Source organism: Microbacterium sp. 1.5R, from assembly GCF_007667425.1.
Classification (GTDB): domain Bacteria; phylum Actinomycetota; class Actinomycetes; order Actinomycetales; family Microbacteriaceae; genus Microbacterium.
The window spans coordinates 227,333-245,707 of record NZ_VDRC01000001.1 but is presented as its reverse complement, the minus strand read 5'-3'; the positions used below and the strand labels follow the sequence as shown (position 1 = coordinate 245,707).

Here is an 18,375-nt window from a genome sequence, read left to right as displayed (position 1 = left end):
GCGCTCGTGAGCGTCGCGGCTGCACGCCGCCGCGTCCACGGGTCAGAATTCGGCGAGCACGATGCGCGCGACCTGCTCGACGACCTCGTCATCGTACGCGGCGTCCGGGTCGGTCTTCGCTGTCAGGATCGCGATGTAGATGCGCTCACCCGATCCCGTCGTCACCACGGCCACGTCGTTGCGCACGCCCCCGGCCCCTCCGGACTTGTCGGCGACGATCCATCCGGCAGGCGCTGCCGCACGGATGAGGGCCTCGCCGGTCGCATTGCCGCTCATCCAGTCCAGGAGCGTCTCGCGGGAACCGGTGTCGGGGGAATCGCCGTCGAAGAGGCTCTTCAGGCTCGTCGCGAGAGCCGACGCCGTGCTGGTGCTGTCGTCGCCGCCGGGGACGACGACGTTGAGCTCAGGCTCGTAGGCGGTGACGACGGTCGTCGTGTCTCCCCGCGCGCGGAGGAAGTCTTGGACGGCTGCCGGGCCGCCCAGTGACTCCATCACGAGGTTGGCTGCCGTGTTGTCGCTGTCGCGGACGGCAGCCTCGGCGAGAGCATCCAGGCTGAGTCCGTCGCCGAGGTGCTCGGAGGTCACGGGCGAGTATCCGGCGGCGACGATCTGCGACGCGGTCCAGCGGACGTTCGTCCCTCGCTCCTCCGGCGATGCGGTGGCCAGCAGGGCGGCGGCGATGAAGACCTTCACGGTCGAGGCGTACGGCATGCGGACGTCGCCGTCGTGCTCGACGATCCGGCCGTCGTCTCGGATGGCGACGACGCCGACGGTGACCGCGAACTCCGCCTCGATCGCTCGGATCTGCAAGCCGATGTCCGCGGCCGCGGGGGGAGTGGGTGCAGCGGCCCGATCGGTCTTCACCGCAGACGACGGACCGGAGTCGGCGCTGCAGCCCGATGCCGCCAGCACGACGGTCAGCGCCAACACGGCGACGGCCCGCATCGAGGTCGTCTTCGTGTGCTTCGCGTCTGTCACGGACATTCCTTTCAACTGAACGAGTAGAGGATGAGGAACGCCGAGTTGTAGACGATGTGCACGACGACTCCTGGCCACACCGACTTCGTGCTGACCATCAGCCACCCGTTGACGAGTCCGACGAGGAGGGCGGAAGGGAGCACGAGGTTGATGCCGTGGAAGACGGCGAAGATCAGCGCGCTCAGCACGATCGCCGCCCACCTGCCCCACCTCTCGAAGAAGCGAGTCAGGATCCCGCGGAACACGAGCTCCTCGCCCAGCGGCGTGAGGGCCGCTCCGAAGAAGATCGTACCGATGAGCGCGAGCACTCCTCCCGACGCCGCGGCCCGCAGGGTGTCTTGAGAGTCGTCCACGCCGGGGAACAGGTGCTGGACGACCGTGTCGAAGGTCAGGATGACGGCGAAGCACGCGGCCGCCAGGAGCACGGCGATGAGCAGCCATCGGGGCTCGACCCGCCGAACTCCGAAGGCGGAGAGGTCGCGCATGCGGACAAGGACGACGATCGTGAACACGAGGATCGGCGCCGCGCCCGAGAACAAGAGCCCGGCGACTCCCTCCAGGGCCGGGGTCGGCGCGGGGAAGATCCCCAGCAGGGCGATGCCCGCTCCGTAGATCAGCACCGCGGCGAACAGCGCGACTATCAGCTCCAGCCATTGCGGTCGACGCTCCGCATTCGTCGAGACGTTCGTTTTCGAGGCGTTCGTTTTCGAGGTGTTGTTCGTCATGGATGTCAGTGGACACCGTGCCCTCGGGGCAGGGTCAACGCCACGGCGGCAGGACGGAGATCGGTCACCCCGGTGAATCGTCCTCCGCATCCGCGCGTCGAAGGATCTCGTCGGCTCGCGCGAGAGCCCGGAGCTGACCGTGGTTGAAGGTCTCGAGGAGTGCGGACGAGAGAGCCTCCTGCGCGAGACTCCCCTTCGTGCGTGTCGCGGATCGCAGGTCGGACGCCCAGGGGAATCGCTCGCGGTGCGCCGCCATCGAGGCGGCGAGGAGCTGGGCGACGTGCTCGATGACCGCGCCGTCTGACTCGTCGGTGAGAGCCTCGAACGGTTGGCTCGCGTCGTCGGGTTCGTTGAGCAGGACGCTCGTGTCGTGGAGCACCGTCTCGTTCAGGACGCGGGAGTACACGGTGAGCAGCCCGCGGTAACTCTCCGGGAGGCCCTCTGCGGAATGCGCGAACGGCGCGGGCGTGTCGAGTGGTGCTCGGTATCGCAGGAGGAGAGCGAGTTCGGCGCGTACGCGCTGCAGTCGGTCGATGGTCGCCTCGAGTTCCGCATCGAGGATGGCGATGGAGGCGTCTGCGTCGGCCGAATTCGTGGCCAGCGCGCGGATCTGCGCGAGAGAGATGCCGAGATCGCTCATCCGCTTGACCTGCAGCAGACGGACCAGATGAGCGGTCCGATACTGCTTGTACCCGTTGCCCGCGCGTTCCGGCTCGTCCAGCACTCCGACCCGATGGTAGTGCCGGACCGTCTTCACCGTCGTGCCGGCCAGGTCGGCCAGCTGCTTCGTGCTCCACGCCATGCGTTCCTCCTCCGTCGCCGATATCCATATCAGCAGGTGCCCCAGGGGCACGGTCAAGGAGATTCCCGGTTGACCCGGCCCCCAGGGCACGGTGTCTCCTCGACCCATGAAGAAATTGAGTGCTGTCCTCGCCGTTCTCGCCGGTCTCGGAATCCTCGTCGCGGTATCGTTCACGGTGCACGGCAACAACCCGAACGTGCTGCAGTTCCTGCCCGATCCGATCACCGACTTCATGACCGACCACGGGTGGGTGTCGTGGATCGGCACCGCCGTGGGTGCTCTCGCGATCCTCGCGCGACTCTCCGTCGAGAGTCGCATCGAGAGGAGCGCCTCGCCCCGGTCGCGAAGGTGACGGGCGCTCACCGGGCGGCCCGCGCGAACACGAAAAAACCCGCGATCTCTCGCGGGTTTCATCGTGGACCTGAGGGGACTCGAACCCCTGACCCCCTGCATGCCATGCAGGTGCGCTACCAGCTGCGCCACAGGCCCAGAACTGCTTCCGTCTGCTCGAAGCAACTTGGAAAGAGTACTACACGGATCACGCACAGCACCAATCGGGGCGGGTACTCCGGGCGCGTCGGCGCCGCGCGGAACAACCCCGCCCGGCCGGGCGTTGACGACAGCGTGGACATCCTCGACAGCGTCGTGATCGGCGCGGGGCAGGCAGGGCTCTCGGCGTCGTATCACCTGACCCGTCTCGGCATCGGTCATGTGGTGCTGGATGCCGACGAGGAGCCGGGCGGGGCGTGGCAGCACCGCTGGGACGCCCTCACGATGCGTGATGTGCACGGCGTGGCCGAGCTCCCGGATGACGCGGCCCCGCCGCGCGACGAGGAGCTCGCCAACGTCGCAGTGCCGGCGACCTTCGCGGCCTATGAGCGGGCGCATGCACTCCCCGTGGTGCGGCCGGTGCGCGTCGATCACGTCACGGATGACGGTGGCATCCTGGTGGTGCGGGCGGGACGCCGCGAATGGCGCACCCGCACGATCGTCAACGCCACCGGCACGTGGACGCATCCGTTCCTCCCGCACTACCCGGGGATGGAGACGTTCCTCGGCGAGCAGTTCCACACGGTCGACTATCCGGGGCCCCAGTTCTTCCGCGGGAAGCGTGTTCTCGTCGTGGGTGGCGGAGCATCGGCGGTGCAGTTCCTCGGCGCGATCGCGCCGATCGCGGACACCGTCTGGGCGACCCGCCGCGAACCGGTCTGGCGCACGGACGACTTCACCCCCGAGGCGGGGGCCGCGGCGGTCGCTCTCGTCGAGCAGCGAGTGGCACGGGGATTGCCGCCCGAGAGCGTCGTCAGTGTGACCGGGCTGATGCTGCGAGAGCAGGAGCGCGATGCCGAGCGGCTCGGCGCCTATGCCGCAAGGCGGCCGATGTTCGCGCGCATCGAGCCGGACGGCGTGCGCTGGGCTGACGGGTCCTTCGAACGCGTCGACGTCATCCTCTGGGCGACGGGGTTCCGCCCCGCGATCAGTCACCTGGCGCCCCTGCACCTCCGGAGCGCGGCAGGCGGCATCCAGCTCGATCGCCAAGGACGTGGCACGACCGCCGTCGCCGACCCGCGCGTGCAGCTCGTCGGCTACGGCCCCTCGGCGAGCACGATCGGTGCCAATCGAGCGGGTCGCTCCGCGGCCAAGGGCGTGCAGCGGGCGCTCGCTGCGCGGGCTGTTCCCGCCCCCTGAGGCGCATTCTCGCCGTGGTGATGTCCGGCGATGCGGCGACCGATACCGCGCCCGCGATCACACGTCCGGCACCGTGCGCAAGGCCCTCCGCGCGGCCGTGCCGATGTCGGATCCGGCGCGTAGGGTGAAGGTATGTCGCGCATCATCGTCTTCGGCGGCCATGGCCGCATCGCCCTGCTGCTCGCCCCCCTGCTCGTCGCCCGAGGTGACGAGGTCACGGCGGTCGTCCGCAATCCCGACCACGTCGCCGACGTCGAGAAGACCGGTGCCACGGCGCTCGTCGCCGACATCGAGCAGCTCGACACGCGCGGGCTCTCCGAGATCATCGCCAGGCACGACGCGATCGTCTGGTCGGCCGGCGCGGGCGGCGGATCGCCCGAGCGCGCGTACGCCGTCGATCGCGACGCCGCGATCCGCACGATGGATGCTGCGGCCGACGCCGGCGTCCGCCGATACGTCCTCGTGTCGTGGATCGGGTCGAAAGCCGATCACGGCGTGCCGGAAGACGACTCGTTCTTCGCGTACGCCGACGCCAAGTGGGCCGCCGATGAGCATCTGCGCAGCACCGATCTCGACGGCACGATCCTGGGCCCTGGCACGCTGACATTCGACGATCCCACCGGACGCATCGTCATCGACCCCGAGGGCCACGGAGAAGTGTCCCGCGCCGACGTCGCGCACGTCATCGCAGAGACGCTCGGCAACCCGTCGACGTTCGGACGCACGATCCGCTTCGGCAACGGCGACGCCGACAGCGCCGTCGCGATCGACGAGGCACTCAGCGCCTGAGACGATGAAGCGGCGTCGGGCGGCGACCATCGGCACGGCGCTCCTCGTCGGGCTGGGGATGCTGTCGTCACCCGCCGTCGCGGTCGACGCGCCGGCTCCCGGCATGTCCGCCGAGGCGACCGAAGCCCGTGGCATCGACGAGCGGGCGGCAGAGCTCGTGGAGCGGATGAGCACCGCCGAGCAGGCGGCCAGCGTCGTCATGGGGCACATCCCCACCACCGACCCGGCCGCTCTCGCGGCGTACATGACGCAGGGCTTCGGCGGTTTCATCCTCATGGGTGCGAACGTGCCGGAGAGCGGTGACGCCACGCCCGTGACCCACGCGCTCGTCGCGGACTCGAGCCCGCCGCCGCTGATCGCGATCGATCAGGAGGGCGGGATCGTCTCGCGGCTCGGCGCGGACACGTACCCGGCGTCGACGACGCTGAAGGCGCAGCCCGTCGCGGCCACGTCGGCAGCGTTCACGGCCCGCGCTGCACTGGTCGCCCGCGCGGGCGTCAGCGTGAACTTCGGAACGGTCGCCGACGTCACCGCCGATCCGTCGTCGTTCATCTTCGGTCGCGCGCTCGGCGCAGATCCGCTGGATGCGGCCGAGCGGGTCGCCGCAGCCACCACCGCACAGCAACCGGTCGTCGCCTCCACGCTGAAGCACTTCCCCGGCCATGGCGCGGCGCCGGGCGACTCGCATCACGCGATCCCGACCACCGCGAAGACGCTCGACGAGTGGCGTGCGACCGACGCCCTGCCGTTCGCCGCGGGCATCGACGCCGGCGCGTCTCTGCTCATGTTCGGGCATCTCGCCTACACCGCAGTCGACCAGGCGCCGGCGTCGCTCTCACCGGCATGGCACGACATCGCGAGAGACGAGCTCGGCTTCGAGGGGGTGATCGTGACCGACGACCTCGGGATGCTGTCGTCGTCGGGTATCGACGCGTACGCCGACCCGGTGACGAATGCGGTCGCCGCCTTGGCTGCCGGGAGCGACCTGCTGCTCATGATCGCGGGGTCCACACCCGAGACCGCCGGACAGCTCGCCGCAGGGATCACCGCAGCGGTCGAGTCGGGCACGGTGCCGGAAGAGCGACTCGTCGATGCCGCGACGCGAGTGATGACTCTCCGGCTGCAGCAATCGGCCGCGCCTGCCGACTGGCAGCTCTGCGCGGACTGCGAACCGGTCGACTGAGCGCCGCCGCCGAGCCGGAGCCTCAGCCCGCCGCCGCGACAGACTCCACGACGGGCTCCGCGGTGGACTCCGCACCCGACCACGAGTCGAGCAGTCGCGCGCGCACGGCGGCTCCTCGCTCGGCGAAGTCCCGTTGCCGACGCACGTACTCCGCCTTGCCCTCGGTCGTCTCTATCGGCACGGGGACGATTCCCCACTCGCTGAGATCGTACGGAGCAGCCTCCATGTCGAGCAGCCGGATGTCACGTGCCAGCTCGAAGGCGTCGAGCAGCAGTTCGCCCGGCACCAGCGGTCCGAGCTTCAGCGCCCACTTGTAGAGGTCCATTCCCGCATGCAGGCAACCCGGCTGCTCGAACAGCGATCGCTCGTCACGCGAGAGCGGCGAGCGGTTCCGCGGTACCGCATCGGGCGTGAAGAAGCGGAAGGCATCGAAGTGCGTGCACCGCAACTCGTGATTCTCCACGACGAGATCCGTGCCTGCCTGACCGAGACGCAACGGCACAGGGTGACGGTGCTCGTCGGCTCGGTACACCATCGCCCACTCGTGCAGCCCGAAGCAGCCGAACTGTCCGGGTCGCGAGGCGGTGCGGCGCAGCATCCGTTCGATGAGACCGGCGAGATCGGACTTCTCCGCCGCGAACACCGCCGCGTCCGGTACCGCCCCGTCGGGCGTCCGACCGGGCGAGTACCAGCGCCAGCTGCGCCGCTCTCCCGCATCCTCGAGCTCCACGCCGGCCCCGGGGTGCCAGCGGCGCAGCTGTGCGGGTTTGTAGGAGTAATACGTGAAGAGGAAGTCGAAGACGGGATGGCGTTCCCGCCGAGACGCCCGCGCACGGTGATCCGCTGTCAGCGCATCCGCTCGTTCCTGATGCGCCTGCTCGCGCTCCAGCCAGGTGGTCCGGGAGAGCGACATGTCAGTCGAGGATGCCGGCCTCGCCGAGCAGGTCGCGGAGCCCCGCGCCGTCCTCAGCGCTGACCCAGGGGGCCACGTCCTCGGAGTGCGGCTCGCGCCCTGCGCGGCCGCCGGCCAGCACAGCCTCGGCGGGGAGCAGCCGGCGGATCGCGACACCGCCCACCGAGTCGGGGTGCTCCTCCATGAACTGGGAGTAGATCGCCTCGTCGTGCTGGCCGTCGTCGCCGATGAGCAACCACTGCACGTGCGGGAACTCCGTCGCGAGACGACGCAGGTTCGTGAGCTTGTGGTCCTGGCCGCTGCGGAACCAGCGGTCGTGCGTGGGGCCCCAGTCGGTGAGCAGCATCGACCCCGCGGGGAACAGGTGCCTGCCGAGGAATCGTCGGAGCGTCGGCGCGACGTTCCAGGCGCCGGTGGAGAGGTAGATCATGGGGGCGCCCGGATGCTGACGCAGCAGCTGGTCGAGCAGCACGGCCATGCCCGGCACGGGGATGCGCGCGTGCTCGTCGACGACGAACGAGTTCCAGGCCGCGATGAACGGACGAGGGAGCGCCGTGACCATGACGGTGTCGTCGACGTCGGACAGAACGCCGAAACGCGTCGACTCCGCGACGATGAAGGCCGTCGCCTCGATCGGGTCCTTCCCCTCGACCGAGAACGTGAACGTCTGCCAGCCCGGCTCGAGCTCGGCGTGGATCACCGAGTCGATCACGCCGCCCCGATCCGCCACCACGTGATGCACCGTGTCGCCGATGGTCACGGTGACCTTCGCGAAGCTCACGGGGATGCCGACGAAGCTCCGCCACCCGCGGATGCTCGCAGGCTCGCCGTCGTCTCCCTTGCGCAGCGGGGGAACGATCAGCACGCGGCCGAGCACGCGCACCCAGCCCGGTCCGCCGTAGCCGGGGAAGGGAAGGACGGTCGCGGTGCGACCGCGACGGCGCGCACGCCCCTCACGCCACACGTGGAAGCGGTGCTCCAGGCGCGCGAACCAGTGGATCCGTGGGGCCAGGGATGCGGAAGCCATTGCCTCAGTCTTTCACGTCCGCACTGCTCTGCGCGTCGGCGTCGGGCGTCTCGATGTGACGGGACTCCAGACGCCCGAGGAGTCGCTTGCCGAGGAAGATCAGCAGAAGGAAGACGGCGATGATGCCGACGAAGATGTAGCCGGCGTAGTGCACCCGGTCGACGAGCTCACGGAAGCTGCCCGCGGCGAGCGAGGTGATGCTCACGTAGGCGACCGCCCAGAGGAGGCAGGCCGGTGCTGTCCATGCGAGGAACCGACGATACGAGTAGTGGCTCATGCCCACGGTCAGGGGTACGAGGGAGTGCAGCACGGGGAGGAACCGGGACAGGAAGATGGCGATGCCGCCGCGTCGCGCCAGATAGTTCTCGGCGCGGACCCAGTTCTTCTCGCCCACTCGCCTTCCGAGCCAGGACTGACGGATGCGCGGACCCAGCCACCGCCCGAGCCAGAAGCCGATGCTCTCGCCGATCAGCGCGCCGATGACGACGGCGATCACCATCGCGACCGCCTCCCACACGTTCGCCACGCCCATGGACGCGATGATCACGACGGTGTCGCCCGGCACGATGAGGCCGATGAGGATGCTCGTCTCGAGCATGACGGCGACCCCGGCGATGAGCGTGCGAGTGACCGGATCGATCGACTGGATCACATCGAACAGCCACAGCAGGAGGTCGTCCACCCTCCGAGACTACGGGAGCGGTCGCGGCCTAGGCTGGGAACGTGCCCGAGCGACTGACCAGCCGCCTCCTCGGTCGTGCGGTGGACCCCGAGGCGGTGTTCCTCGCCCTCGAAGAGCGCCATGCGGATGTCTTCTGGCTGGACGCCGGTGCGGCGGCCGCTGACGGATGGAGTTACGTCGGCACGGGGGAACGGGAGTCGTTCCCCGGCGAGGTGCGCCTCGACGTGCCGACGGAGCGTTCGACCGATGCGCCCCCGTTCCGCGGCGGCTGGGTCGGCTGGTACGACTACGAGAGCGGTGCCCGCGAAGCAGGGGCTCCCGTCGACGCGAACCCCCGGGATGCAGGAGATGCCTGGCTGCGCGTGACCCGCCTCCTGGCCGTCCGGCACGACGACGGAACGGCCTGGGCTCTCGCAGGAGAAGATGTCGACGACTGGACGGCGTTCATCGCCGACGCGTCGACCGCGGAGGTCCGTCCGATCACGGCGCCCGTCGGCCGCCCCGCATCCGCGCGGCACACCCCAGACGTCTACGCGGCGCTCATCGAACGATGCCGCGAGTTCATCCGGGCCGGTATCGCCTATCAGCTCTGCCTCACCACGCGTTTCACCGTCGCCGGAGTGGATGACGCGGTCGACGTGTACCGGCGACTGCGAACCGCCACCCCCGCTCATCACGGCGGATTCCTGCGAATCGGGCAGCGATCGCTCCTGAGCGCGAGTCCCGAGCAGTTCCTGCAGGGGGAGGGGGGCACGATCACCACCCGGCCGATCAAGGGCACGAGACCCCGCGCTGCCGATCCGGAGACGGACGCCGCGCTCGCCGCAGAGCTGGCCGCCGACGAGAAGGAGCGCGCGGAGAACGTGATGATCGTCGATCTCATGCGCAACGACCTGTCTCGGGTGTGCGTGCCCGGCACGATCCGCGTGGACGCACTGTGGGCTGTCGAGACCTACCCTGCGGTGCACCAGCTCGTGAGCACGGTCAGCGGTACAGCAGCGCCCGGTGTCGACGTCGCGGCGCTGTTCGCCGCCGCAGCCCCTGCCGGCAGCATGACCGGTGCCCCGAAGCTCTCCGCCATGACGAGACTGCACGAACTCGAGGGCGGTCCTCGCGGCGTCTACGCCGGATGCTTCGGCTTCATCGGCGACGACGGGGCCCTCGACCTGGCGATGGTGATCCGCAGCATCCTCGTCGAGGGGGACGAAGCGGTCGTCGGCGCGGGGGGAGGGATCACGTGGCGATCGGTCGCGGCATCCGAGGTGGCGGAGGTGGCCACCAAAGCGAAGGCGCCGCTCGCAGCGCTGGGGGCGGACATGCCCCTGGCCTGGGCTTCCTATATCCTGAACTGACCCCTCTTTCCCTCCAGATTGGTAGTGCGTTCGTTGTCTGAGAACCTGTCCAGCTCTCCCGTCGCCGAGGACACCGTCTCGGCGCACGACATCCAGGCCAAGTGGCAGAAGTACTGGGCGGAGAACGGCACGTTCCTCACGGGTGGCGACGAAGACACGCGGCCCCGCCGCTACGTGCTGGCGATGTTCCCGTATCCGTCGGGCGATCTGCACATGGGGCACGCCGAGAACTACCTCTACTCCGACATCGTCGCGCGGTTCTGGCGGCACCGCGGGCACAACGTCATGAACCCGATCGGATGGGACTCCTTCGGTCTGCCGGCCGAGAACGCCGCCATCCGCCAGGGCGCGGATCCGCGCGAGTGGACGTACCAGAACATCGCGCAGCAGAAGGTCGGGTTCGAGCAGTACGGCGTCTCGTTCGACTGGAGCCGTGTGCTGCACACCTCCGACCCCGAGTACTACCGCTGGAACCAGTGGCTGTTCCTCAAGCTCTACGAGCGCGGTCTGGCGTACCGCAAGAAGAGCCCGGTCAACTGGTGCCCGAACGATCAGACTGTGCTCGCGAACGAGCAGGTCATCGACGGACGCTGCGACCGTTGCGGCGCCGAGGTCGTCAAGAAGAAGCTGACGCAGTGGTACTTCCGCATCACGGACTACGCCGACCGTCTGCTCGACGACCTGAATCAGCTCGAGGGCCGCTGGCCCCACAAGGTGCTTCAGATGCAGCGCAATTGGATCGGCCGGTCGATCGGCGCCGACGTCGACTTCCGCATCGAGGGCCGCGACGCACCGGTCACGGTGTTCTCGACGCGTCCTGACACGCTGCACGGCGCGACCTTCTTCGTGGTGGCGCCCGATGGCGACCTGGCGGCCGAGCTCGCCGCCGAGGCGCCGGACGACGTGCGCGAGCGCTTCCAGAACTACCTCGCCGATGTGCAGAAGACCACCGACATCGACCGTCAGTCGACCGACCGCCCGAAGACCGGCGTCTTCCTGGAGCGCTACGCGATCAACCCGGTGAGCGGCGAGAAGCTGCCGATCTGGGCCGCCGATTACGTGCTGGCCGACTACGGTCACGGCGCGGTCATGGCCGTGCCGGCGCACGACCAGCGCGACCTGGACTTCGCCCGCGCCTTCGATCTGCCCGTCAAGGTCGTCGTCGACACGACCGCTCCCGTCACCGGCGCGATGCGCGTGATCGAGGTCGATGACGAGGGCGTGCCGATCGACCCGGATGCCGCTCTAGACGAGCAGAACCCGGCATCCACCGGCATCGCCCTCACCGGCGAGGGCCGCATGATCAACTCCGGCCCGCTCAACGGGCTGTCGAAGCGCAACGCGATCGCTCGCGCCATCGAGCAGCTCGAGGCATCGGGCACCGGTCGGGCGGCCAAGAACTACCGCCTGCGCGACTGGCTGATCTCGCGCCAGCGGTTCTGGGGAACGCCGATCCCGATGCTGCACGGCGAGGATGGCGACATCGTTCCGGTGCAGGAGGACAAGCTGCCCGTGACGCTGCCGAGTGTCGAGGGCCTCGACCTCAAGCCGAAGGGCACGTCGCCGCTGGGCGGAGCCGAGAGCTGGGTGCGCACTATCGATCCGGTCTCCGGCGAGCCGATGCTGCGCGATCCCGACACGATGGACACGTTCGTCGACAGCTCGTGGTACTTCCTGCGCTTCCTGTCGCCGAACAGCGAGACGGAGGCGTTCGATCCGGCTCTGGCCTCGCGTTGGGCGCCGGTCGACTCGTACATCGGCGGCGTCGAGCACGCGATCCTGCACCTGCTGTACGCGCGCTTCATCACGAAGGTGCTGTTCGACATGGGGCTCATCGACTTCACCGAGCCCTTCTCGAACCTCATCAACCAGGGCATGGTGCTGCTCGACGGCCAGAAGATGTCGAAGAGCAAGGGCAACCTGGTGCTGTTCCAGGAGGAGCTCGACGCGCACGGAGCGGATGCGCTCCGGGTCGGTCTGGCGTTCGCGGGTCCGGTGGAGGACGACAAGGACTGGGCGGACGTCTCGACGACGGGCGCGCAGAAGTTCCTGTCCCGTGCCCTGCGCATCGCGCACCAGGTCTCGAGCGATGTCGATGTGGTGTTCGATGGCGGCGACGCCGCACTGCGCCGCGCCACGCACAAGCTGCTCTCCGAGGCGCCCGGCCTCGTCGAGCAGACCAAGTTCAACGTGCTCGTCGCCCGCCTGATGGAGCTCGTCAACGTGACGCGCAAGACGATCGACACCAGTGCGTCGGGAGCCGCCGACCCTGCCGTGCGCGAGGCGGCCGAGACGGTGGCTGTGATGCTCGACCTCATCGCCCCGCACACGGCGGAGGAGATGTGGGAGGCACTGGGGCACGAGCCGTCGGTGGGTCTCGTGACCTGGCGGTCGGCCGACCCGGTTCTCCTCGTCGAGGACTCCGTGACCGCGGTCGTCCAGGTCGGCGGCAAGGTGCGAGCCCAGCTCGAGGTCCCTGCCCGCATCGGCGAGGCCGAGCTCGAAGCGCTCGCCCGCGCCGATGAGCGGGTGATCCGCTCGATCGGCGATCGCGAGATCGTGAAGGTCGTCGTGCGTGCCCCGAAGATCGTGAGCATCGTCGTCAAGTGACGTCGGGGCGCTAGGGTCGAGCACTCCTGCACACCGCCTGGTCGGCGAGTGTTCTGCACGACGAGGGTTCACGCGTCGATCGGTGACCGGCGTGCGTGTCTAGGGTTGCGGGGTGACTGACTCCCCGCCTCCACCGCCGCCTCGGCGACGCCGCCTGCGGTTGAGCATCGGCGCGGCCGTGGTGGTCGGGCTGGTCGCTCTCTCGGGTGCCGTCGGTCTGGGGCTCATGCGCGGCCAGGCGGCCCCGACCGAATCGATCCCCCTGTCGACGACGGGTGAGCCATCGGCGTCGGCATCGGGGGAGCTCTACGTGCACGTGCTCGGCGCGGTCGAGCAGCCGGGCCTCTACGTGCTCGACCTGGACGCGAGGCTGGTGGATGCCGTCGCCGCGGCGGGAGGGACGACGGACCAGGCTGATCTCGCCGGCGTGAACCTCGCGCGCGCCGTCACCGACGGAGAGCAGATCGTGGTGCCGGTGATCGGAACCGCTGCCGACGTGCCCGGAGCGGCTGCGCCAGCGGATGACCGCATCGACCTCAACACGGCCGACCAGACAGCACTCGAGACCCTGCCCCGCATCGGACCGGCGATCGCGGAGCGGATCATCGCCTGGCGGGAGGAGAACGGACGCTTCCAATCCGTCGACGACCTCCTGGCGGTGCCGGGTATCGGAGAGAAGCTCCTCGCCGGCATCCGCGACGGGGTCAGGGTGTGATGCCACCGTTCAACACGAAGTCACCGGTCTCGCCGGGGTTGACCGCGACCTCCCAGCGGAATCCGTCCGGGTCGGAGAAGTACCCCGAGTAGCCGCCCCACTCGCGCTCGCGACCGGCGCTCACGGGTGCGCCGAGAGCGCGGACCTCGTCGAGCACCGCGTCGACCTCCGCGGGGGTGGGGAGGTTGTGGGCGAGGGTGATCGGGGCGACGCCGGATGCCGGCGCCTCACCGATCTCGGCGGTGAAGCCCTCCACCGACCAGAGCGACAGGATCACTCGATCGGCGACCGGCAGCATCAGGACGTCGTCGCCGGCGAAGAGGGGCTCCCAGCCCAGCCCATCGACGTAGAAGGCCCGGCTGCGCCTCAGGTCGGCGACGGCGAGGGTGATGAAGCTCACGCGCTGTTCCATGGGGTGAGTCTGGCACACGGGAGGGCTGTTCCTCAGGGTGCAGCCGCACGGACGACGCGTTCGACGTGTCGCCGCACCCATGCGTCGTCGAACGGGCGAGTGCGGAGGAGCCAGCGGTGCAGAATCGGTCCGAAGAACAGCTCGGCGATCTCGTCGGCACCGTCGACGCCGGCTGTGGTCAGACGAGCGGCGACGGCATCCTGCTGGATGTCGAAGAGCCTCTCGCGGTACTCGGCGGCCAGCGCGTCGTCGACCTGCAGCTGCGCCGTCACCGCCCGGAGCAGCGTGTCCTGGGTGGGATCGCTCATCTCGGCGATCATGGCCGACGCGATCGTGAACAGGTCGGCCGCGAGGTCGCCGGTGTCGGGGAGAGCCACGACACCGTCGTCGTCGAGGCTCTGAGCCAGCAGGGCGTCGAACAGGACCGCGCCCGACGACGGCCACGAGCTGTACAGCGTCTGTTTGCTGACTCCGGCGCGGGCGGCGATGCCCTCCATCGTGAGGGCTCGGATGCTGCCGGTCTGAGCGAGCACGAGGACGGCGTCGTACACCTTCCTCCGTGTCCGTGGGCGCGCCATGAGACGAGTCTACCCTCGGAACAAGACGCAGCGTCCAGTTCTGGCTAGGCTGTCACCATGACGACTAGCCAGGGATGGATGATCACCGGCGGCAACCGCGGTCTCGGGCGGGCGCTGACCCTCGCCGCTCTCGATGCGGGACATTCTGTCGTCGCGACGACGAGAGCGGAGCACTCGCTGCCGCCGCACGAGCGACTTCATGTCATCCAACTCGACGTGCGAGATCGGGAGAGTGTGCGGGATGCCGTCTCAGCTGCCGCTGAGCACCTCGGTGGCCTCGATGTGCTCGTGAACAACGCCGGTATCGGGCTGATCGGTGCGGTGGAGGAGGTGTCCGAAGAGGATGCGCGCACGGTCTTCGACACGAATCTGCTCGGCCCGCTGTGGCTCAGTCAGGCCGTCATCCCGATCATGCGGGCGCAAGGGTCCGGTCACATCGTGCAGATCTCCTCGGTCGGTGCGGTCGGAACGATGCCGACGCTCGGTCTCTACAACGCGTCGAAGTCGGGCCTGGAGGCGTTCAGCGAGGCGATGGCGGCGGAGGTGCGCAGGTTCGGCATCCGGGTCTCCCTCGTCGAGCCGGGCGAGCTCGCCACCGACTGGGCGGGTACGAGCATGCGGTTCGCCGAGCCCACTCGAGACAACGACGCGCTGCGGACGGAGCTGTTCGGGACGGCGGAGGTGCCCTGGCCGGCGGGAGAGGCGTCCGGAGGCACGGCGCCGGAGGATGCGGCTGACGCCATCCTCTCGTGGGTGCACGCGCCGACCGACGATCGACTGCGAGTGCTCGTCGGCGACGATGCGCCGGCGCAGGTGCGAGCAGCACTCGACCTCCGATACGCGGACTACGCGCACGACCCCCGATTCGCCGCCGGGTGATGCCCGCGGCCGCTCAGTTGCGGGTCAGGTCCTGCGCCAGCATCACGAGGATGCCGCTGGGGCCCCGCAGGTAAGTCAGCTTGTAGACGTCGTCGTAGTTGGCGACGCCCCGCAAGGGGTGGCAGCCGTGCCGGGCGGCGGTTGCAAGGGCCGCATCGATGTCGTCGACCGAGAAAGCGACGCGGTGCATGCCGATCTCGTTCGGGCGGGTCGGTTCGGTCTCGACGGCGTCGGGATGCAGATACTCGAACAACTCGAGCTGACCTTGGCCGTCCGGAGTGCTGAGCACCGCGATCTTCGCGTGATTCCCGTCCAACCCGACCGCGGTGTCGGCCCACTCGCCGCTGATCGTGTCGCGGCCGACGACGGAGAGACCCAGATCGCTGAAGAACGCGATCGCCGCCTCGATGTCTCGGACCGCGATCCCGACATTCTCGAGCTTTATCGTCATGCGCCGTACGCTACTCCTGCCAGGGGCGGAGGGAGGGATGGGCCGCACCGGTCCGGTCGAGGAAAGTGGGGGATCAGGCAGCCCGCGTCCGGCACGATTCCTGCACATCCTCGATCAGGTGGAAGCTCTTCACCGTTCGAGTGTTTGTGGTCTCCCGTACTCTCCGCGGACTCCTACGTTGTTCGAATGGCTGTACGGACCGAGGTGGTGCGCGCGCACCCGGGATCGGTTCGGGGTGCGGCGCGCGATGTCCGTCTGCTGCCGGTGGCCTGCGGGGCGTGGGCGGTGGCTCTCGTCTGCGTCTTCGTGCCGTCGGCATCGGGGTGGGTCGCGGGCGGATGCGTGCTCGGCGCGGTCGTCGTCGCCGGGGTGGTCGCGCGGTGCCGTCTGCGGGTGGCGACGGTCGGCGGGCTGGTGGTCGTGGTGCTGGCGGTCGGCGCGGCCGTGGCATTCACCGTCTTGTCGGAATCGGTGCATCGTGACGCTGCGCGGGAGTGGGACGGGCGGGTCGTCGAGGCGGTGGGGGAGGTTTCGTCGTCGGCATCGGTGGGGCGCGACGGGCGGCTCTGGATGGACGTGCAGCTGCGCGGGATCGGACCGCCGGGCGCCGTGCGCGCGGCATCCGCTCCGATGCGGGTCGGGGTGGATCCCGCCGAGGGGTTCGATCTCGGTGCCGTCGTCCGAGTGACGGGCGAGGCTGCTGCGACCGAGGCGGGGGAGCGAGCCGCACTCGTGCTGTTCGCCAGCACCGCTTCGGTGGAGCAGGAGTCATCGGGTGTGTTCGCGGTCGCGGCTGGTCTCCGGCATCAGTTCATCGAACGCTCGACGAGACTGCCCGAGCCGGGAGCCGGTCTGCTACCAGGTCTCGCGGTCGGCGACACCCGTGCCGTGGACACCGAGCTGAACGACGCGATGCGCATCAGCGGGCTGAGCCACCTCACCGCCGTCTCCGGAGCGAACTGCGCCATCGTCGTCGGTGCGGTGTTCTGGCTGGCCGCCCTGTGCGGTGCCGGTCGGGGGACCCGCATCCTGCTCGCAGCCGTCGCGCTGGCCGGCTTCGTGATCCTGGTCACTCCCGAACCCAGCGTCATCAGGGCGGCGGTCATGGCAGGCGTCGCCATGCTCGCGATCCTCACAGGACGACCCAGCGCCGGCGCGGGGATGCTGGCGCTCAGCGCGGCCGGTATCCTCGTCGTCGACCCGTGGTTGGCATCCACGCCCGGGTTCGCTCTCTCGGTGGTCGCATCCGGAGCTCTCATCCTGCTCGCGCCGGTGCTGTCGCGGGGACTCGAGCGATGGATGCCGCGGCCGCTGGCGCTCTCGATCGCCGTCCCTCTGGCCGCGCAGCTGGCCTGCGGCCCGATCATCGCGTTGTTCGCCGAGCAGCAGTCCCTCGTGGGCCTCGCGGCGAACCTGCTCGCGGCGCCGGCCGCGCCCGTCGCCACGGTGATCGGGCTGCTCGCCTGCCTCAGTGCGCCACTCCCGATGCTCGCCGATCTGCTCGCCGCATCGGCCTGGCTCCCGGCATCCTGGATCGCCGCGACGGCAGACGTCACGTCCCGCATGCCGTTCGCGGAGGTGGCCGTACCGCCGGGTATCCTCAGCGCCGCGGTCGTCGCCGGAGTGAGCGGCTGCATCGCGATCGTCCTCGCGGGGGAGAGGGTGCGCATCCCCGGCGTCCGCGCGACCGCATCGATCCTGCTCGCCGGGGGTGTGGCGGTGGCCGGCGCGCAGGTGCTGCTCACCGGTCCGATCGCGCATATGACGACTCCTGCGGGGTGGTCCGTCGCCGCGTGCGATGTCGGCCAGGGAGACGCACTGCTGGTCCGCTCTGAGCAGCAGGTGGCGTTGATCGACACCGGCCCCGAGCCCGCGTCGCTCGCGGCGTGCCTTCGGTCCCTCGGCGTCGCCCGAACCGACCTGCTCGTGCTGACGCACTTCGACCTCGATCACGTCGGTGGCGTCGACGCCGTGCAGGGGAGGGTCGGCGCGGTGCTGCACGGTCCGGTCGCTGAACCCGCCGACCTGAGGACGCTGGACCGGTTGCGCGGCGGCGGTGCAACGATGACGCAGGCGTCTGCCGGGATGCGGGGCGATCTCGGCGCGGCGGCCTGGAAGGTGTTGTGGCCCGAGCGCGAGTCGCGCGCCTTCCCGACCGGAAATGACGCCAGCGTCGTCATCGAGATCGGAGGGGCCGGAGTGCCGCGCTCACTCTTCCTCGGCGACCTCTCGGCCGAGCCGCAGGGGATGCTGCGTCGCTCGGGGCGCGTCCGTGGCCCCTACGAGATCGTCAAGGTGGCGCATCACGGCAGCGCCGACCAGGACCCGTCGCTGTACGAGCAGATCGATGCGGCAGTGATGGTCTTCAGCGTGGGCCTCGACAACGACTACGGCCACCCCCGAACGGAAGCGCTCGGGCTGGCCGGCGTGAACGGTGCGCGAGCCCTGCGGACCGACTTCGAGGGGCGTCTGCTCCTCGGCACGCACGAGGGGGTACTGGAGGTGTGGACGGAGCGACGGCCCCCGTGACGGGCGCGGGGCAGACTCGGTCGCAACGCACCGGGTGCATCGGGCGCGGCCGCGTGTCGGT

The 18,375-nt window shown here is 69.5% G+C and carries 18 protein-coding genes and 1 tRNA gene; 9 read left to right on the top strand and 10 right to left on the bottom strand.

Going from position 1 to position 18,375, the window contains the following annotated elements:
• Positions 1–42 precede the first annotated feature (42 nt).
• From bla to FSY98_RS16590, 3 genes are all read right to left on the bottom strand, one after another.
• Positions 43–978: a class A beta-lactamase gene (bla, locus tag FSY98_RS01255; RefSeq protein ID WP_186307514.1), complete on the bottom strand. Its 936-nt coding sequence runs from the start codon at positions 976–978 to the stop codon at positions 43–45.
• A gap of 11 nt (positions 979–989) precedes the next feature.
• A complete protein-coding gene (locus tag FSY98_RS01250) occupies positions 990–1,703 on the bottom strand; it encodes a CPBP family intramembrane glutamic endopeptidase (protein ID WP_186307513.1) in 714 nt (237 codons plus the stop codon).
• A gap of 64 nt (positions 1,704–1,767) precedes the next feature.
• Positions 1,768–2,505, bottom strand: a complete 738-nt coding sequence (locus FSY98_RS16590; protein ID WP_186307512.1) for a MerR family transcriptional regulator — start codon at positions 2,503–2,505, stop codon at positions 1,768–1,770.
• Positions 2,506–2,611: 106 nt separating this feature from the next.
• Between FSY98_RS16590 and FSY98_RS16585 the strand changes: the two genes are divergently transcribed.
• Positions 2,612–2,857, top strand: a complete 246-nt coding sequence (locus FSY98_RS16585; protein ID WP_186307511.1) for a hypothetical protein — start codon at positions 2,612–2,614, stop codon at positions 2,855–2,857.
• A 64-nt stretch (positions 2,858–2,921) separates the two neighbouring features.
• Here the strand turns inward: FSY98_RS16585 and FSY98_RS01240 are convergent.
• A tRNA-Ala gene (locus tag FSY98_RS01240) sits at positions 2,922–2,994 on the bottom strand.
• Positions 2,995–3,129: 135 nt separating this feature from the next.
• Here FSY98_RS01240 and FSY98_RS01235 point away from each other — a divergent pair.
• The 3 genes from FSY98_RS01235 (at position 3,130) to FSY98_RS01225 (ending at position 6,166) form a co-directional block, all read left to right on the top strand.
• A complete protein-coding gene (locus FSY98_RS01235; RefSeq protein ID WP_144873038.1) occupies positions 3,130–4,194 on the top strand; it encodes an NAD(P)/FAD-dependent oxidoreductase in 1,065 nt (354 codons plus the stop codon).
• Positions 4,195–4,326: 132 nt separating this feature from the next.
• Positions 4,327–4,983 (top strand): SDR family oxidoreductase, encoded by a 657-nt coding sequence (locus FSY98_RS01230; RefSeq protein ID WP_144873035.1) that lies wholly within the window; start codon positions 4,327–4,329, stop codon positions 4,981–4,983.
• Between the two features lie 4 nt (positions 4,984–4,987).
• On the top strand, positions 4,988–6,166 hold the full coding sequence (locus tag FSY98_RS01225) for a glycoside hydrolase family 3 N-terminal domain-containing protein (RefSeq protein ID WP_260857203.1): 1,179 nt from the start codon (positions 4,988–4,990) through the stop codon (positions 6,164–6,166).
• Between the two features lie 22 nt (positions 6,167–6,188).
• On the opposite strand, the gene FSY98_RS01220 is transcribed toward FSY98_RS01225, so the two are convergent.
• Genes FSY98_RS01220 through FSY98_RS01210 form a run of 3 tightly spaced genes read right to left on the bottom strand, consistent with a single transcriptional unit; the run spans position 6,189 to position 8,788 of the window.
• Entirely contained in the window at positions 6,189–7,079 is an 891-nt protein-coding gene (locus FSY98_RS01220) for a 3-methyladenine DNA glycosylase (protein WP_144873032.1), read from the bottom strand.
• Position 7,080: 1 nt separating this feature from the next.
• Positions 7,081–8,106 (bottom strand): App1 family protein, encoded by a 1,026-nt coding sequence (locus FSY98_RS01215; protein ID WP_144873029.1) that lies wholly within the window; start codon positions 8,104–8,106, stop codon positions 7,081–7,083.
• Positions 8,107–8,110: 4 nt separating this feature from the next.
• Positions 8,111–8,788 carry a DedA family protein gene (locus FSY98_RS01210; RefSeq protein WP_144873026.1) on the bottom strand — a complete coding sequence of 226 codons (678 nt, stop codon included), beginning with the start codon at positions 8,786–8,788 and terminating at the stop codon, positions 8,111–8,113.
• Between the two features lie 41 nt (positions 8,789–8,829).
• Here FSY98_RS01210 and FSY98_RS01205 point away from each other — a divergent pair, with 41 nt between their 5' ends.
• The 3 genes from FSY98_RS01205 (at position 8,830) to FSY98_RS01195 (ending at position 13,465) form a co-directional block, all read left to right on the top strand.
• Positions 8,830–10,140, top strand: a complete 1,311-nt coding sequence (locus tag FSY98_RS01205; RefSeq protein WP_186307510.1) for an anthranilate synthase component I family protein — start codon at positions 8,830–8,832, stop codon at positions 10,138–10,140.
• A gap of 33 nt (positions 10,141–10,173) precedes the next feature.
• Positions 10,174–12,750 (top strand): leucine--tRNA ligase, encoded by a 2,577-nt coding sequence (leuS, locus tag FSY98_RS01200; RefSeq protein WP_144873023.1) that lies wholly within the window; start codon positions 10,174–10,176, stop codon positions 12,748–12,750.
• Positions 12,751–12,862: 112 nt separating this feature from the next.
• Positions 12,863–13,465 carry a ComEA family DNA-binding protein gene (locus tag FSY98_RS01195; RefSeq protein WP_260857200.1) on the top strand — a complete coding sequence of 201 codons (603 nt, stop codon included), beginning with the start codon at positions 12,863–12,865 and terminating at the stop codon, positions 13,463–13,465.
• Here the strand turns inward: FSY98_RS01195 and FSY98_RS01190 are convergent.
• The gene (locus tag FSY98_RS01190; protein WP_144873020.1) at positions 13,455–13,877 is read right to left on the bottom strand and encodes a VOC family protein; all 423 of its coding nucleotides are present in this window, start codon (positions 13,875–13,877) and stop codon (positions 13,455–13,457) included. The genes FSY98_RS01195 and FSY98_RS01190 overlap by 11 nt on opposite strands.
• Before the next feature lie 32 nt (positions 13,878–13,909).
• Positions 13,910–14,455, bottom strand: a complete 546-nt coding sequence (locus FSY98_RS01185) for a TetR/AcrR family transcriptional regulator (protein ID WP_144873017.1) — start codon at positions 14,453–14,455, stop codon at positions 13,910–13,912.
• Between the two features lie 57 nt (positions 14,456–14,512).
• Between FSY98_RS01185 and FSY98_RS01180 the strand changes: the two genes are divergently transcribed.
• Entirely contained in the window at positions 14,513–15,334 is an 822-nt protein-coding gene (locus tag FSY98_RS01180; RefSeq protein WP_260857199.1) for an SDR family NAD(P)-dependent oxidoreductase, read from the top strand.
• A 13-nt stretch (positions 15,335–15,347) separates the two neighbouring features.
• Here the strand turns inward: FSY98_RS01180 and FSY98_RS01175 are convergent, their stop codons facing one another.
• On the bottom strand, positions 15,348–15,785 hold the full coding sequence (locus FSY98_RS01175; protein ID WP_144873014.1) for a VOC family protein: 438 nt from the start codon (positions 15,783–15,785) through the stop codon (positions 15,348–15,350).
• 186 nt (positions 15,786–15,971) lie between these two features.
• On the opposite strand from FSY98_RS01175, the gene FSY98_RS01170 reads away from it, so the two are divergent.
• Positions 15,972–18,314 (top strand): ComEC/Rec2 family competence protein, encoded by a 2,343-nt coding sequence (locus FSY98_RS01170; protein WP_144873011.1) that lies wholly within the window; start codon positions 15,972–15,974, stop codon positions 18,312–18,314.
• Positions 18,315–18,375 lie beyond the last annotated feature (61 nt).